The sequence below is a fragment of the Streptomyces sp. NPDC001108 genome (genome assembly GCF_053598535.1).
Genome location: NZ_JBSFKL010000003.1, coordinates 268732 through 284096 on the forward strand (window position 1 = coordinate 268732; position 15365 = coordinate 284096).

11 protein-coding genes are annotated in these 15365 nt (G+C 74.5%); 5 read left to right on the forward strand and 6 right to left on the reverse strand.

What is annotated here, in order from left to right; genetic code table 11:
- Positions 1-12: 12 nt before the first annotated feature.
- Positions 13-879, forward strand: coding sequence for a phosphotransferase enzyme family protein (locus ACWC97_RS09765; protein WP_352273010.1), 867 nt, complete (start codon positions 13-15; stop codon positions 877-879).
- Between the two features lie 45 nt (positions 880-924).
- Here the strand turns inward: ACWC97_RS09765 and ACWC97_RS09770 are convergent, their stop codons facing one another.
- Positions 925-1656, reverse strand: a complete 732-nt coding sequence (locus ACWC97_RS09770) for a 3'-5' exonuclease (protein ID WP_352273011.1) — start codon at positions 1654-1656, stop codon at positions 925-927.
- Between the two features lie 104 nt (positions 1657-1760).
- A complete protein-coding gene (locus ACWC97_RS09775; RefSeq protein ID WP_352273012.1) occupies positions 1761-2993 on the reverse strand; it encodes an SAV2148 family HEPN domain-containing protein in 1233 nt (410 codons plus the stop codon).
- Between the two features lie 330 nt (positions 2994-3323).
- Between ACWC97_RS09775 and glgX the strand changes: the two genes are divergently transcribed.
- Positions 3324-5474 (forward strand): glycogen debranching protein GlgX, encoded by a 2151-nt coding sequence (glgX, locus tag ACWC97_RS09780; protein WP_450648468.1) that lies wholly within the window; start codon positions 3324-3326, stop codon positions 5472-5474.
- 137 nt (positions 5475-5611) lie between these two features.
- The gene (gene treY, locus ACWC97_RS09785; RefSeq protein WP_450648470.1) at positions 5612-7987 is read left to right on the forward strand and encodes a malto-oligosyltrehalose synthase; all 2376 of its coding nucleotides are present in this window, start codon (positions 5612-5614) and stop codon (positions 7985-7987) included.
- Here treY and ACWC97_RS09790 read toward each other — a convergent pair.
- Together ACWC97_RS09790 and ACWC97_RS09795 are read right to left on the reverse strand one after the other, a co-directional pair.
- On the reverse strand, positions 7974-8963 hold the full coding sequence (locus ACWC97_RS09790; protein ID WP_450648472.1) for a cytochrome P450: 990 nt from the start codon (positions 8961-8963) through the stop codon (positions 7974-7976). The two genes, treY and ACWC97_RS09790, sit on opposite strands and share 14 nt — an antisense overlap.
- A 223-nt stretch (positions 8964-9186) precedes the next feature.
- Entirely contained in the window at positions 9187-9756 is a 570-nt protein-coding gene (locus tag ACWC97_RS09795) for an FHA domain-containing protein (protein WP_450648474.1), read from the reverse strand.
- A 197-nt stretch (positions 9757-9953) separates the two neighbouring features.
- Here ACWC97_RS09795 and ACWC97_RS09800 point away from each other — a divergent pair, with 197 nt between their 5' ends.
- Positions 9954-10907: a GNAT family N-acetyltransferase gene (locus ACWC97_RS09800; RefSeq protein WP_352273017.1), complete on the forward strand. Its 954-nt coding sequence runs from the start codon at positions 9954-9956 to the stop codon at positions 10905-10907.
- Positions 10908-11064: 157 nt separating this feature from the next.
- Here ACWC97_RS09800 and ACWC97_RS09805 read toward each other — a convergent pair whose 3' ends face one another.
- Positions 11065-12078, reverse strand: coding sequence for an alpha-L-fucosidase (locus ACWC97_RS09805; RefSeq protein WP_450648476.1), 1014 nt, complete (start codon positions 12076-12078; stop codon positions 11065-11067).
- Positions 12079-12338: 260 nt separating this feature from the next.
- Here ACWC97_RS09805 and treZ point away from each other — a divergent pair, with 260 nt between their 5' ends.
- Entirely contained in the window at positions 12339-14105 is a 1767-nt protein-coding gene (gene treZ / locus ACWC97_RS09810) for a malto-oligosyltrehalose trehalohydrolase (protein WP_450648478.1), read from the forward strand.
- Positions 14106-14178: 73 nt separating this feature from the next.
- Here the strand turns inward: treZ and ACWC97_RS09815 are convergent, their stop codons facing one another.
- Positions 14179-15306 carry an aminopeptidase P family protein gene (locus ACWC97_RS09815; RefSeq protein ID WP_352273021.1) on the reverse strand — a complete coding sequence of 376 codons (1128 nt, stop codon included), beginning with the start codon at positions 15304-15306 and terminating at the stop codon, positions 14179-14181.
- Between the last annotated feature and the right edge of the window lie 59 nt (positions 15307-15365).

Below are 15365 nucleotides of genomic sequence, written 5' to 3' on the forward strand. Positions count from 1 at the left end.
AAAATCGCAGACATGAACGAAATGCTTGCGCGCGAGGTGCTCGCCGCCGCCGGTCTGTCCGGGGGCGCGGAGCTGCTCGCGCTGGGGGAGAACGCGGTGTTCGCCGTCGGCGACCTGGTGGTCAAGGTCGGCCGGGACGCCGTGCACCACCCGGAACTGCGGGAACGTGCGGAGCGCGAGGTGGCCGTCGCCCACTGGCTGGCCGACGCGGGCGTCCCGGCCGTACGGGCGGCGGAGCCCGCGGCCCGGCTGGTCGAGGGGCACCCGGTGACCCTCTGGCACCGGCTGCCCGAGGCGGTGCGCCCCACCGAGCCGAAGGACCTGGCCCCCCTGCTGGCCCAGGTGCACGCGCTGCCCGCCCCGGACGGCTTCACCCTGCCGCGCCGCGAACTGCTGGGCGGGGTCGAGCGGTGGCTGCGGCTGGCGGGCGACGCGATCGACCCGGCCGACGCCGACTATCTGCGCGAGCGCCGGGACGGCTTCGCCGCGGCGGCCGCCGCGCTGGTCCCGCACCTGCCGCCGGGACCGATCCACGGCGACGCGCTCACCCGCAATGCGCACGTCGGCCCGGACGGCCCGGTCCTGATCGATCTGGAGACCTTCTCCGCGGATCTGCGCGAGCACGACCTGGTCGTCCTGGCGCTGTCCCGGGACCGGTACGGGCTGGCGCCCGAGGCGTACGACGCGTTCACCGCCGCGTACGGCTGGGACGTGCGCGCGTGGGAGGGGTGCCCGGTGCTGCGCGGGGCCAGGGAGACCGCCAGCTGCGCCTGGGTGTCCCAGCACGCGCCGGCCAACCCGAAGGCCCTCGTGGAGTTCCGCCGCCGGGTGGCCTCGCTGCGCGACGACGACCCGACCGTGCGCTGGTACCCCTTCTGATCCGGGGATACGGATTCTGATCCGGGGATCCGGACCGGGAGGGCGTCAGCCGGCCGGGACCTCGGCCGGGCGGCGCAGCGGCCAGTCGCCGTCCACCACCGCGTCCGCCGTGCCCTTGCGGCGCAGGAAGCTCTGGAAGTCCGCCGCCCACCGGGCGTACCACTCCACCTGGCGCTCGTGCAGCTCGGCGGCGGACATCCGGGCCACCGAGCCGTGCCGCCCGGCTATCGCGTGGGCCACCCGGACCGCGGCCAGCGCGTCCGCCCCCGCGTCGTGGGCGCCGCCGTGGACCACCCCGTACTCCACGCAGACCGCCTCCAGGGTGCGCTTGCCCTTCCGGTAGCGGTCCACCGCGCGGTCGATGGTGTACGGGTCGATGACGGGGCCGATGCCCGCCCCGCCCAGCCGGTCGCTCAGCGAGGGCAGTCCGTGGCGCCGCAGCTCGGCGGTGAGCAGCGTCAGGTCGAAGGCCGCGTTGTACGCGACGACCGGGACGCCCCGGCGCCAGTGGCCGGCCAGCGTCTCGGCGACCTCGTCGGCGACCTCGCGGACCGGGCGGCCCTCCGCCGCCGCGCGCTCGCTGCTGATGCCGTGGATCGCCGAGGCCTGGGCCGGGATCAGGACCCCCGGATCGGCCAGCCAGGTGCGCTCCTGCGCGGGCTCCGCGCCGCTGCTGCCGACGCTCACGACGGCGGCCGTCACGATGCGCGCCTCCAGCGGCTCCGTGCCCGTCGTCTCCAGGTCGAAACCGACCAGCGGCTCACGGTCCCAGCTCATCGGGTACCTCCTTCGTTGCTCCCCCATGTGGTGACCACCCTCGCACGCACCACTGACAGAGCCCCCGGGCCCCCTCGCCGAACGCGCCCGGGGAGGACGGCCCGTCAGGAGACGGGCCGGGAGTCGGCCCAGACCGACTCGAACTCCTCGCGGTACGTCTCGAACAGCCCGTGCTCGTTCTCCTGCCCGGCGCGGAACACCGCCCGCCCGCCGCCGCGCAGCACCAGGACCGGTGCCTCCATGCCGCGTGCGCGGCGCAGATAGGTCTGGACGACCCCGACCGCGTCCGTGCCGTCGCCGTCCACCAGGTAGGCCGTGAAGCGCGGGGTCTCGTCGAAGACATGGATCTCGAAGGCGCCCGGGTCACGGAGCTTGGAGCGGACCCGGCGCATGTGGAGGATGTTCATCTCCACCGACCGGCTCAGTTCGCCCTTCTTCAGCCCCAGCTCCCGCTCCCGCCGCTTGACCGCGCTGCTGGCCGGGTTGATGAAGAGCAGCCGGACGCGGCAGCCCGACTCGGCGAGCCGGACGAGCCGGCGGCCCGAGAAGTTCTGCACCAGCAGGTTGAGCCCTATGCCGATGGCGTCGAGCCGCCGCGCGTTGCCGAAGAGGTCCTCGGCGGGGAGCTGGCGCTGGAGCCGCACCCGGTCGGAGTGGACGGAGACCACGTCCGCGTACCGGTCGCCGACCAGCTCCTCCACGGCGTCGACCGGCAGCCGGTCGGCCGACGGGACGGCGGCGCCGCTGCCGAGGATCTCCAGGAGCCGGGCGGAGGCGCGCTCGGCCTGGGCGAGGACCGGCTCGTTCAGGGCGCGGTTGCGGGAGACCACGTTGCGGGCGACCTCCAGCTCGTCGAGGGCCAGCTCCACCTCGCGCCGGTCGTCGAAGTACGCCTCGAAGCAGGGCCAGTGCTGGACCATCAGCTCGCGGAGCTGGGGCAGGGTGAGGAAGCTGAGGACGTTGTCGTCGGCGGGGTCCAGCAGATAGCCCTTGCGGCGGGAGACCTCCCGCACGGCGACGGCGCGCTGCACCCATTCCTGTCCGGCGGGACCGGCGGCGGCCACCACCCAGTCCTCGCCGTGCACCGGCTCGTAGATCGGCCGGAGCACCGCGGCGACCACGGCGCGCAGCCGCTGCTCCACGAGATTCAGCCAGATGTAGGCCCGGCCGGCCCGCTGGGCGCGCATCCGGACCTCGCTCCAGGCGTCCGCGCCCCAGTCCAGCTCCGCGCCGATCTCCACGGGTTGCACAAGCGATACCGCCCCTGGGGGGACATCGGTGGATTCCCCCTCGTGACCTGGGTCACCTGGGGGCAGCTCGAAGCCTCCCGAGCTCACCCGCGCACCGCCTTCCACTCCCCCACCAACGATCAAGGAAGGGTACTCCGGGAGCGGGATCCGGTGCAGCAGGATGCGCATGCTGCTTCGTCAACTCGGCAGTGACGCAGGCTTGTTCTCCATGCCGGGATCGGCCGGAGTGAGGGGATTCATAGTGATTAAGCACCCCATCCCGCCCCGGGGGCGGGGCGGGGGCTCCGCCCGGGGGTCCGGATCACGGTTCCGGGCGACACGAAGAGGCCCGATGTTGACCGGACCGGGTGACGTCCTAGGTCGGCGCACTTCTTTCGGGAAGGATCTGCCCTGATCAGAGGTGGAGGAGTCGAGCCCATGCAGGTATGGCCGGGACAGGCGTACCCCCTCGGCGCCACGTACGACGGCGCCGGGACCAATTTCGCGGTCTTCTCGGAGGCCGCCAGACGGATCGAGCTGTGTCTGCTCCACGAGGACGGTTCCGAGACGGCGGTCGAGCTCAGGGAGACCGACGCCTTCGTCCGCCACGCCTATCTGCCCGGGGTGATGCCCGGTCAGCGGTACGGGTTCCGGGTCCACGGGCCGTACGAGCCGGAGCGCGGGGTGCGATGCAATTCGGCCAAGCTGCTGCTCGACCCGTACGCCCGCGCGGTGGCCGGGCAGATCCGGTGGGGCGAGGCGGTGTACGGCTACCCGTTCGGCCGGCCCGACGCGCGCAACGACCTCGACTCGGCGCCGCACACCATGACGTCGGTGGTGGTGAACCCGTACTTCGACTGGGGCGACGACCGCCGGCCCCGGACGGACTACCACCGCACGGTGATCTACGAGGCCCACGTCAAGGGGCTGACGATGCTCCACCCGGCGCTGCCGAAGGAGCTGCGCGGCACCTACGCGGGGCTGGCCCATCCGGAGGTGATCGCCCATCTGACGGAACTGGGGGTCACCGCGATCGAACTGATGCCCGTCCACCAGTTCGTCCAGGACCACCGGCTGGCCGACGCGGGGCTCGCCAACTACTGGGGCTACAACACCATCGGCTTCTTCGCCCCGCACAACGCGTACGCGTCCTGGGGCGACCGGGGCGAACAGGTGCTGGAGTTCAAGCAGGCCGTGCGGGCCCTGCACCAGGCGGGCATCGAGGTGATCCTCGACGTGGTCTACAACCACACCGCGGAGGGCAACCACCTGGGGCCGACGCTCTCCTTCCGGGGGCTGGACAACGCCTCGTACTACCGGCTCGCGGACGATCCCCGGTACTACATGGACACCACCGGGACCGGGAACTCGCTGCTGATGCGGTCGCCGCACGTACTCCAGCTGATCATGGACTCGCTGCGGTACTGGGTGACCGAGATGCACGTGGACGGCTTCCGCTTCGATCTGGCGGCGACCCTGGCCCGGCAGTTCCACGAGGTGGACCGGCTGTCGTCCTTCTTCGACCTGGTACAGCAGGATCCGGTGGTCAGCCAGGTGAAGCTGATCGCGGAGCCGTGGGACGTCGGCGAGGGCGGCTACCAGGTGGGGAACTTCCCGCCGCTGTGGACCGAGTGGAACGGCAAGTACCGGGACACCGTGCGGGACCTGTGGCGCGGCGAGCCCCGGACCCTGGCGGAGTTCGCCGGCCGGCTGACCGGCTCCTCGGACCTGTACCAGGACGACGGGCGCCGCCCGCTCGCCTCGATCAACTTCACCACCTGCCACGACGGCTTCACCCTGCACGACCTGGTCGCGTACAACGACAAGCACAACGAGGCCAACGGCGAGGGCAACCGGGACGGCGAGAGCCACAACCGGTCCTGGAACTGCGGGGTCGAGGGCGAGACGGACCGGCCGGAGGTGCTGGACCTGCGGGCCCGGCAGATGCGGAACTTCATCGCCACGCTGATGCTCTCGCAGGGCGTGCCGATGCTGAGTCACGGCGACGAGTTCGCCCGTACCCAGCGGGGCAACAACAACGCGTACTGCCAGGACAGCGAGTTGTCCTGGGTGCACTGGCCGGATCCGGCCGCCGTCGGGGGCGCCGAGGAGGACGGCGGACCGGCGGCGGGCGGCAGCCTGCTGGAGTTCACCCGGGCGATGGTCTGGCTCCGCCGCGACCATCCGGTCTTCCGGCGCCGCCGGTTCTTCCACGGGCGCCCGGTGCAGGGCACCCATGACGAGCTGTCGGACATCGCGTGGTTCACCCCGGAAGGCGGGGAGATGACGCAGCGGGACTGGGAGGCCGCCCACGCCAAGGCGCTCACGGTCTTCCTCAACGGGAACGCGATCTCCGAGCCGGGGCCGCGCGGCGAGCGGATCCACGACGACTCGTTCCTGCTGATGTTCAACGCGAGCGACCGGACGCTGGAGTTCCGGGTGCCGGTGGACCACGGGCGGCAGTGGCTGCTGGTGGTGGACACGGCGCGCCCGGTCGGGGTCATGCCCGGTTCGGGGCCGAAGGTGGCGGCGGGCGAGCGGGTGACGCTGGTCGGGCGCAGCATGGCGGTGCTCCAGCGGCCTGCGTAGGAGGTGTCCGACGCATGCGTGCGCGACGGCCGCGGGCATGTGTCGGACATCCCCTGGGGCGGTCGGGGACACCGCCGGTCGGGCCCTTTGCGGCGTTCTCTGTCACAGATGGCGCCGGGCCGGGTACGGACGACCGCATGACGCCCACCGCGACCTACCGGCTCCAGCTCCAGCCCGACTTCCCGTTCGCGGCCGCCGCGCGCGCCGTGCCCTACCTCGCCGAGCTCGGCGTCTCGCATCTGCATCTGTCCCCGGTGCTGGAGGCCGTCCCCGGCTCCCGGCACGGCTACGACGTCGTCGACCCCGGCCGGGTACGCGGGGAGCTCGGCGGCGAGGCGGGGCTGCGGGACCTGGCCCGCACGGCGCGGGCGCACGGGCTCGGGCTGGTCGTGGACATCGTGCCGAACCACATGGCCGCCGACCCGCGCCACAACCGCGCGCTGCGGGAGGTGCTGCGCGAGGGCCCTTCCTCGCCGTACGCCCGCTGGTTCGACATCGACTGGGCTGCGGGCGGCGGGAAGGTGCTGCTGCCGGTGCTCGGCCGCCGGATCGGCGAGGAGCTGGACCGGTTCCGGGTGGACGGGGAGGTGCTGCGCCTGGACGGCCAGGAGTTCCCGCTGCGGGCGGGCACGGCCGGTCTGCCGCTGCCGGAGCTGCTGGACGCCCAGCACTACCGGCTCTGCTGGTGGCGGCTGGCCCGTACCGAGCTGAACTACCGGCGGTTCTTCACGGTCTCGGGGCTGATCGGGGTGCGGGTGGAGGACCCGGAGGTGTTCGCCGCGACCCACGCCACGATCCTGGGGCTGGTCCGGGACGGGGTCGTCGACGGGCTGCGCGTCGACCATCCGGACGGGCTGGCCGACCCGGCGGCCTATCTGGAGCGGCTGTCGGCGGCCACCGGGGGCCGGTGGACGGTGGTGGAGAAGATCCTCACCGGCGAGGAGCGCCTGCCCGCCGGATGGGCCGTCGCGGGCACCACCGGGTACGACGCGCTGCACCACGTCGACGGCCTGTTCGTCGATCCGGCGGGCGCGGCCGAGCTGGTCGGCCGCTACCGGGAGTTCGCGGGCCCGGCCGCCGACCGGGGCGGCGACTGGACGGCGACCGTCCGCCGGGCCGCGTACGAGGTGGTGACGGACGAGCTGGCCGCCGAGACCGCGCTGCTGACCCGGATGGCGGTACGGATCTGCGCGGCCGATCCCGCGCTGCGGGACCACGCGCCGTGGGCGCTGCGCACGGCGGTCCGGGAACTGCTGGTCCGGGTGCCGGTCTACCGCCCGTACCCGGATTCCCCGTCCTCCCCGTCGCCGGAGGAGGCGTTGCCGGAGGCGGCGGTGCGGGACGCGAAGGCGGCCTTCCCGGTCGCGGAGGAGGCGGCGGCGGTCGAGGTGGTCCGGGAGCTGGCGCTGGGGCGGCCGGGCGGGGGGCCGGAACGGACGGCGTTCCGCGACCGGTTCGCCCAGACGGCCTCGGCGCTGCGGGCCAAGTCGGTCGAGGACACCGCGTACTACCGGTACACGCCGCTGGTGTCGGCGAACGAGGTGGGCGGCGATCCGGGGCGGCCCGCGGTGGTGCCGGAGGACTTCCACGCGTTCTGCGCCCGGCTGGCCCGCGACTGGCCGTCCACCGGCACGGTGCTGACCACCCACGACACCAAGCGGAGCGCCGACGTACGGGCCCGGATCGCGGTGCTGACCGAGTGCCCGCGGGCGTGGTCGGAGCTGCTGACCGAGCTGGAACGGGCGGTGCCGGTCGCCGCCCCGGACGCGCAGTTCGCCTGGTCGGCCTGGCAGACGGCGGTGGGCTGTACGGGGCTGCCGGACCATGAGCTGGCCGGGCGGATGGAGCCGACGCTGCTGAAGGCGGCCCGCGAGGCGGGGCTCTTCACCAGCTGGACCGGGTCGGACCGGGGCTACGAGCGGGCCGTGACGGACTTCGTCGCGGCGGGTCCGGCCGGTGCGGGCGGGCCGGTGCGGGAGGCGCTGGAGCGGTTCGCGCGCGCGCTCGCCCCGTACGTCCGGGCCAATGTGCTGGGCGCGGCGCTGGTGCAGCTGACGATGCCCGGGGTGCCGGACGTGTACCAGGGCACCGAGCGGGAGTACCTCGCGCTGGTCGACCCGGACAACCGGCGGCCGTTCCGCGAGCCGGACGGGGAGGGCGGTGGCGGCGGTCTCGGGGCGGAGAAGGCGCGGCTCACCTCGGTGGCGCTGCGGCTGCGGCGCGAACGGCCGGAGGTGTTCGGCGCGTCCGGTACGTACGCCCCGCTGGAAGCCCGGGGTCCGGCGGCCGCGCACTGTCTGGCGTTCTGCCGTTCCGGCGAGGTGGTCACGGCGGTGACCCGGCTGTCGTCGCGGCTGGCGGAGTCGGGCGGCTGGCGCGGTACGGAGCTGGTGCTGCCGGACGACGGGGCGTGGGTCGATCTGCTGGCCCCGGACCGGAAGTTCTCCGGGGGCCCGGTCGCGTCGGCCGAGCTCTTCGCCGAGCGCCCGGTGGCGTTGCTCAGCCGCTGCTGACGAGCAGGGTCCGCGGGCCCCGGGTGAGCAGCCCGGTGCGGGCCGGGCGGAAGCCGTCGGCCCAGCGGAGCCGGGGCATCGCGTCGAGCAGGGCGCACAGCCCCAGCCGGGCCTCGGTCCGGCCGAGCCGGACGGCCGGGCAGGACTCGGGGCCGGTGAGGACGCGGTCCTGGTCGGTGCGGAACGGGTTGAAGAGGTCGGGGGCGGCGAACCGGTCCGGGTCGCGCCCGGCCGAGCCGGTCAGGCAGGCGACGTGCGCCCCGGCGGGCAGGGTGCCGCCGCCGAGCGTGACCTCGGTGGCGGTGCGGCGGAGCACCACCTGGACCGGTGGGACCCGGCGCAGCGACTCCGCCCAGGCCGGGTCGGCGAGGGCGGGCTCGGTGCGCAGGGCGGCGAGCAGGTCGGGGGCGTCCAGCACGTGGGCGAGGAAGGAGGCGAGCGCGGTGGTGCGCAGCGCGGTGTGGCGGGTGCAGGGGCTGTGGCCGAGCCGGTCGGGGCAGCGGCGGGGGCCGGTTCCGGTGGCCGCGCCGAGGGGCAGCCAGCGGCAGAACTCCTCGACCAGATCGGCCTGTCGGCGGGCGGCGATCCGGCGGGCCAGTACGTAGGCGGTGCGCTCGATCCGGTCGGCGGTGCGGGGGTCCGGGGGCGTGGCGCGGGGGTCCGGGGCGGTGCCGGGCGGGCGGGGGTCGGCGCACTGCGGGCCGCCGTGGCAGAGGCCGAGGGGCGCGGGGCCGCCGCGGGGTGCGGCGTCGTGCGGGAGGCCGGTGAACCGGGGGTCGGTGAGGGCGGTGACCACATCCGCGTACCGGCTGACCAGCCAGACGCCCAGGGGCGCGTCGTAGCTGAGCGGGTGCCTCTCGCGCAGGAGCCGGTAGAGGCGGTACGGGTCGCGGGCGGTGGAGGGGGCGAGGAGGCTGGGGCCGGGGCGTGGTCGGGTGGCCGGTGCGGATATGCCTCCCGGCGCGTCGGCCTGCATCCGTGCTCCCTGGACCGTCTCCGTTCGGACCGTGCCGGGGGCTCGCGGACCCCGGCACTCGCCGGACCCCGCTGACCGGCCCGGTCCCGCCCGGTCCTGGAGACGTCCCGGGCCCGGGGCGCCGGGATGCGACGCGGTTCACCCAGGGGACCACTGTCCGGGCCGTGGCGCAGTCGGCGTACGGCCGTCCGGGTGAGCGGCGGGCCGGGGCGTGTCCGGTCGGTCAGCCCGGGGGCGTGGGGGCGGGGGCGGCGAGGCAGAAGCTCATCCGGCCGAAGCTCACCTGGTCACCGGCGCCGACCGGGACCGTGCCGGTGACCCGGCGGCCGTTGACGCAGGTGCCGTTGGTCGAGCCGAGGTCGCGCAGCAGCCAGCCGCCGCCGGGCGCCGCGATGAGCTGCGCGTGCATCCGGGAGACGGTCTCGTGGTTGAGCCGCAGCCCGTTCCCCGGATCGCGGCCGATCTGCAGGGGGTGCGGGCTCGGGGCGGGGAGCAGGAGTTTGGGGAGCCGTTCGTTCCGCCAGACCCGGCGTATCCGGCCGGGGAAACCGGAGACCCCGCCGACGACCCGGAGTACCCGCTGTGAGAAGCCTCTCTCGCCCTCCAGGTCGGCGGTGAGCGCCGCCAGTTCCTCGGGGCGGCGGGCGGTGAGCGCCAGCTCCATGCGCCGCATGAAGGTGTCGTGGGACAACTTGCCCTGCGCGGCGCCGTCTCTGAGCACGCCGAGCACGCGGTCGCGCTGGGCGTCGGACAGGCGCACGGCGTGCGTGTGGGACTCGAAGGAGGACGTCACGCGGTCAATTGTCGGTCCGACCTCCCCGCAGTGTCCAGAAACGGTGCGGTAGGCCGGGCTCCGGCCGGCTCGCGCCCGGCCATGGGCCCGCGCCCGGTAAATCCCCGCGCGCGGGCCCGGGCGCGTTGCTACTGTCTGCCGCCGCAGACCGCCCGGCGCACACCGGGCGGCTGTTCCGGCCCGCTCGAGGAGCATGCATGACACCTGCGCCGCAGGAACTGACCATCCGTCCGCTCACCGACCCGCAGGAACTCGCCCTGTTCCGGCGGTTGTCGTACGCGTTCGACCACGAGTTCGACGACGATCTCGCCTCGGGACGGCGGCGTCCCGAGTGGATGTGGGTGGCGCTGAGCGGCGAGCGCCTGGTGGCCCGGCTCGCCTGGTGGAGCAACACCGGCGAGACACCCCTCCTCCTGGACGTCTTCGACCTGGACGACACGGTGCCCGAGCCGGAGCGCGGGGAGGCGGGGCTGCGGCTGCTGGAGACGGCGACGGCGGCGGTCGTTCCGGCCGGTGCGCCGAGGCCCGAGTACGGGCGCCACGTCCCGGCGGACTGGCGGGAGGACCCGGCCGCCCGGGAGATCGTGGAGGCCCGGATCCGGGTCATGGAACGCTCCGGCGCACGGATGCTGGTCGAGCGGCTGCGGCTGGAGTGGCGGGCCGGGACGCCGGTCCCCGAGGACGGCGGGCGGCTCCGGTTCCGTCCGGTCGCCGACCGCGAGGACCTCCTCGCGCTGATGACCCCGGTGATGGAGGGCACCCTCGACGCGCACGGCCGGGCCGACCTGGCCTCCGGACTGACCGCCCGCGAGGCCGCCGAGAAGCACTACGACGAGGAGCTGGCGCACTACCGCACCCCGCGCGCGTGGTGGCGGATCGCCGAACTCCCCGACGGCGAGCCGGTCGGCTTCGTGATACCGGCCCGCAACAACTACAACCCGATCATCGCCTACATCGGGGTGCTCCCCGGACAGCGCGGCCACGGATACATCGACGACCTCCTCGCCGAGGGCACCCGGATCCTCGCCGCCCAGGACGACGTGGTGCGCATCCGGGCCTCCACCGACCTCGGCAACGTCCCGATGGCCCGGTCCTTCGCCCGCCTCGGGTACGTGAACTTCGAGCGCTCCTTCGACATGGTCTGGGACTGACCCCGCCCGGAGCGGACGCACGCGCGGCCGGCGCCCTCGGCACCGCGCCCTTCTTACGAGAAGCACGGCGGAGCAGCGGGCGTCCGGTGCCCCGCCAACGGGGTCCGTGCGGGCGGCCGGAGCGCCGAGATCCTCACCCCGGACAACTCCATCCGCCTCAACCGCTCGTAGCTCCCGGCCCGGTGCCCCGGGCCGCCTCTTCCAGTCGTCGCAGTTGCCGGCCGGGGATGGTCGCGTCCTCACCGCGCGGCCCCACGGCCAGGAGCCGCCCGCCGCCCCCGTCCGGCCCCGCCCGCACCGGGTCCGGTCCGGACGGGGGGGAGTCGCGGTGGTGGCAGGCGCCGCTGCCGTCGCCGGGGGTGAGGCCGTACGGGGGCCCGGCGCCGGGGAGCCGCAGGGACCGGTACGGGGTGAGCGGCCGGTTCATGACACCGCGCGGGACGGCGAAGCGGTAGTACTCGGTGAGCCCTCGTACGTCGGTGTCCGTGCCGGGCCAGACGGTGTCGTTCCAGAGCAGGTCGGGACGGTAACGGCGGATCAGCTCGCGCAGCTGCGCACCGGCGTACGCGGGGTAGTCGCCGCGCGGGACGGCCGCGCGGGCGTGCGCGGCGGTGCCTATGGGGCGGGCGTCGAAGGTCCAGTCGAGCCCGGCGGAGTAGCAGATCCCCAGCCGCATCCCCTCGGCGCGGACCGCCTCGGCGAACTCGCCGAGCACATCGCGCCGGGTGTGCCAGCGGGCCCGGTGCGGGTTGGTGATCGCGGAGGGCCAGAGGCAGAAGCCGTCGTGGTGCTTGGCGACCAGGACGGCGTAGCCGGCGCCCGCCGCGCGGAAGGCGCGGGCCCAGCCCGCCGGGTCCCAGCCGGTCAGTGCGTCCTGGAAGTCGCCTCCGAAGGCGGCGTACGGGCGGCTGCCGTAGGTCGCGCGGTGGTGGGCGGCCACGGGGCTGCCGGGGAACCGGAGCCCGTTCTCGTACCACTCGGCGTGCGGCGTCCAGGCCAGTGGCGCGCGGCGGGCCGCCGCCGGGAGCCGGTCGGCCTGGACGCGTGGCGGGGCCCAGCCCGGCACGGAGGCGGGCGTCCAGTGCACGAAGATCCCGAGTGCCGCCCGGGACCACCACCACGCGTCGGCCGTGCTCAGCACCCCGCGCCGCCGCTCTTCCGCGCGCGGCACCAGTCGTACGGGGCCATGGGGGTGCGGCCGCGGTGGCCCGGGGGGAAGCCGGGCGGGAACGACGGCACGGTCATCTCGGCCTCCACAGCCGTACGAGGAAGTGCGGACGGATCGGAAAGTGCGTATTGATCAGAACCTGAGGGGGCAGTGATCAGAAGCAGACCTTAATCGCCGGTAACAGCGTGGATCCAGTGCCGTGGGCGGGTGATCGTCGCTGTGCGGCGGAGGGGTACGGGGGCGAGGAGAAGAGGAGCGTCGGCATGCTGTTCGAGGTATGGGCCCCGAAGGCCGGTTCGGTGGAGCTGCGGCTGCGGGGCGGGTCCCGGGCCATGGAGCGGGTCCCCGGGCGGGACGGCTGGTGGGAGGTGGCGGCCGACGCCTCGGACGGGGACCGCTACGGGTTCGTCCTCGACGGCGGGGAGGTCGGTTCCGACGGCGTACGGGTGCTGCCCGATCCGCGCTCGCGCCGCCAGCCGGACGGGCCGGACGGGGAGAGCGCCGTCGTGGACCACGGCCGCTTCGCGTGGCGCGCCGAGCGGCCGGGGCATGGGCTCCAGGACGCCGTCCTGTACGAGCTGCACATCGGCACGTTCACCCCGGAGGGCACCTTCGACGCCGCGGCGGCCCGGCTCGGGCACCTCGCCGAACTGGGTGTCACCCATGTGTCGCTGATGCCGGTCTGCCCCTTCCCCGGCACCCACGGATGGGGGTACGACGGGGTGTCGCTCTGGGCCGTGCACGAGCCGTACGGCGGGCCGGAGGGGCTGAAGCGCTTCGTCGACGCGGCGCACGGCCTCGGGCTCGCGGTCCTCCTGGACGTGGTCCACAACCATCTGGGCCCGTCCGGCAATTATCTTCCGGCCTTCGGCCCGTACTTCACCGACACGCACCACACCCCGTGGGGTGCGGCGGTCAACCTCGACGCCCCCGGTTCCGACGAGGTGCGGGCGTATCTGCTGGGCAGCGCGCTCGCCTGGCTGCGCGACTACCGGCTCGACGGGCTCCGGCTCGACGCGGTGCACGCCCTGGCCGACGGACGGGCGCTGACCTATCTGGAGGAGCTGTCCGCGGCCGTGGACGCGCTCGCCGCCGAGCTGGGCCACCCCCTCCCGCTGATCGCCGAGTCCGACCGCAACGACCCCGGGGACACCGCCCCGCGCCCGCAGGGCGGCATCGGGCTGCACGCGCAGTGGAACGACGACTTCCACCACGCCCTGCACACCGCGCTGACCGGTGAGTCGCAGGGCTACTACGCGGACTTCGCGCGGGCCCCGCTGGCCGCCCTCGCCCACACCATGACCGGGGTGTTCTTCCACGACGGGACGTACTCCGCCTTCCGGGGCCGCACCCACGGGCGCCCCGTCGACACCGCCCGCACCCCCGCCCACCGCTTCGTCGGCTACGCCCAGACGCACGACCAGATCGGCAACCGGGCCCGGGGCGACCGGCTCGCCGCCGCCCTCTCCCCCGGGCTGCTGGCGTGCGCCGCGGCGCTCGTGCTGACCGGGCCGTTCACCCCGATGCTGTTCATGGGCGAGGAGTGGGGGGCGCGCACCCCCTGGCAGTACTTCACCGACCACACCGACCCGCGATTGGCCGAGGCGGTGCGCGAGGGACGGCGGCGGGAGTTCGCGGCGCACGGCTGGACGGCGGAGCAGGTGCCCGACCCGCAGGACCGGGCCACCCGGGACCGCTCCTGCCTGGACTGGGACGAGGCGGCCCGCGAGCCGCACGCCCGGCTGCACGCCTGGTACCGCGAGCTGATCGCGCTCCGCCGCGCCCTGCCCGACCTGCGCGACCCGGACCTGGCGTCGGTGCGCACCGCCCACGACGAGCGGGCGCGCTGGCTGCTGTACCGCAGGGGCGAGCTGCGGATCGCGGTCAACCTCGGCGGGGAGCCGGCCGACATCCCGCTGGGCGGCGGCCGGGGCCGGGTGGCCGCCGCCTGGGAGCCGGTGGCGGCCCCGGGCGGCGACGGGCTGCTGCGGCTGCCGCCGGAGTCGTGCGTCGTACTGGCCGACGGCTGACCGGGCGAACCGCTCCCCCAGAGCTGACCCGTCATCCCCGGCGGGCGGGCGGCCAGGGATGGCAGGACAGCCCCTACTCGACGACCGCCAGTTCCCGGGCGGTGGTGTTGAGGCGCCGGCCGCCGTCCTCGGTGACGGTCACGATGTCCTCGATCCGCACGCCGAACCGGCCCGGCAGGTAGATGCCCGGCTCCACCGAGAAGCACATCCCGGGCACCAGCGGCAGCTCCTCGCCCTCGATCATGTAGGGCGGTTCGTGGGTGGTGACGCCGATGCCGTGGCCGGTGCGGTGGATGAAGCGTTCGCCGTAGCCGAACTCGGTGATGACGGCGCGGGCGGCGCGATCGATCTCCTGGCAGGCGACGCCCGGCCGGACCGCGTCGCACCCCGCCCGCTGGGCCTCGCGGACGATGTCGTGGACCCGCTGCTCCTCGGCGGTGGGTTCGCCGACGTGGACGGTGCGGGAGGTGTCCGAGCCGTAACCGTGCTTGAGACCGCCGAAGTCGAGGACGACCATGTCGCCGTGCTCGATGGTGCGGTCGCCCGCCTCGTGGTGCGGGTTGGCGCCGTTGGGGCCGGAGCCGACGACCGTGAAGTCGACCTGGGAGTGGCCGAACCTCCTGAGCAGGTCGGCCAGTTCGGCGGCGATGTCGGTCTCCTTGCGGCCGGAGAACCGCACCTTGAGGATCTCTCCGTAGGTGGCGTCGGCGGCGGCCCCGGCGGCGGCGAGCCGCTCCAGCTCGTGGGCGTCCTTCACCGCGCGCAGCATCGGCAGGGCGTCGGTGAGCGAGACGTAGGAGCTGTCCGGCAGGGTGCGCTGGAGGCCGAGCAGATGCATCGCCCAGGCGTTGTCGCTGACCGCGAACCGGCCCCGCCCGTCGAGCAGCGGGGCGGCGACTGCGTACGGGTCCGTGCCGTCGGTCCAGTCGCGCAGGGTGAGGGCGGGGGCGCCGACGGCCGCCCCGGCGTCCGGGGCCTCCAGCGTCGGGACGACGAGCACCGGGTCCTGCCCGGCCCGGAGGACCAGCAGGGTGAGGCGTTCGGTGTTCACCGGCTGGTAGCCGGTGAGGTGGACGAGGTCGGGGCCGGGCGCGACGAGCACCCCGGCGAGCCCGGCCCCGGCGGCGGCGTCGGCCGCCCGCTCCATTCGGGCCCGGTAGTCGTCGGCGGTGAACGGTACGGGCTGGCTCTGGCTGGACATGCGGGGACCTACCTCCTGGCGCTACGGCACACGGCGTACAGCATCCTGCCCGTCCGGGC

Excerpts from the sequence above, each read along its gene's own strand:
- ACWC97_RS09765 (WP_352273010.1), top strand. The coding sequence starts at position 13 with ATGAACGAAATGCTTGCGCGCGAGGTGCTCGCCGCCGCCGGTCTGTCC.
- ACWC97_RS09770 (WP_352273011.1), bottom strand. The coding sequence starts at position 1,656 with ATGAGCTGGGACCGTGAGCCGCTGGTCGGTTTCGACCTGGAGACGACG.
- glgX (WP_450648468.1), top strand. The coding sequence starts at position 3,324 with ATGCAGGTATGGCCGGGACAGGCGTACCCCCTCGGCGCCACGTACGAC.
- treY (WP_450648470.1), top strand. The coding sequence starts at position 5,612 with ATGACGCCCACCGCGACCTACCGGCTCCAGCTCCAGCCCGACTTCCCG.
- ACWC97_RS09790 (WP_450648472.1), bottom strand. The coding sequence starts at position 8,963 with ATGCAGGCCGACGCGCCGGGAGGCATATCCGCACCGGCCACCCGACCA.
- ACWC97_RS09800 (WP_352273017.1), top strand. The coding sequence starts at position 9,954 with ATGACACCTGCGCCGCAGGAACTGACCATCCGTCCGCTCACCGACCCG.
- treZ (WP_450648478.1), top strand. The coding sequence starts at position 12,339 with ATGCTGTTCGAGGTATGGGCCCCGAAGGCCGGTTCGGTGGAGCTGCGG.
- ACWC97_RS09815 (WP_352273021.1), bottom strand. The coding sequence starts at position 15,306 with ATGTCCAGCCAGAGCCAGCCCGTACCGTTCACCGCCGACGACTACCGG.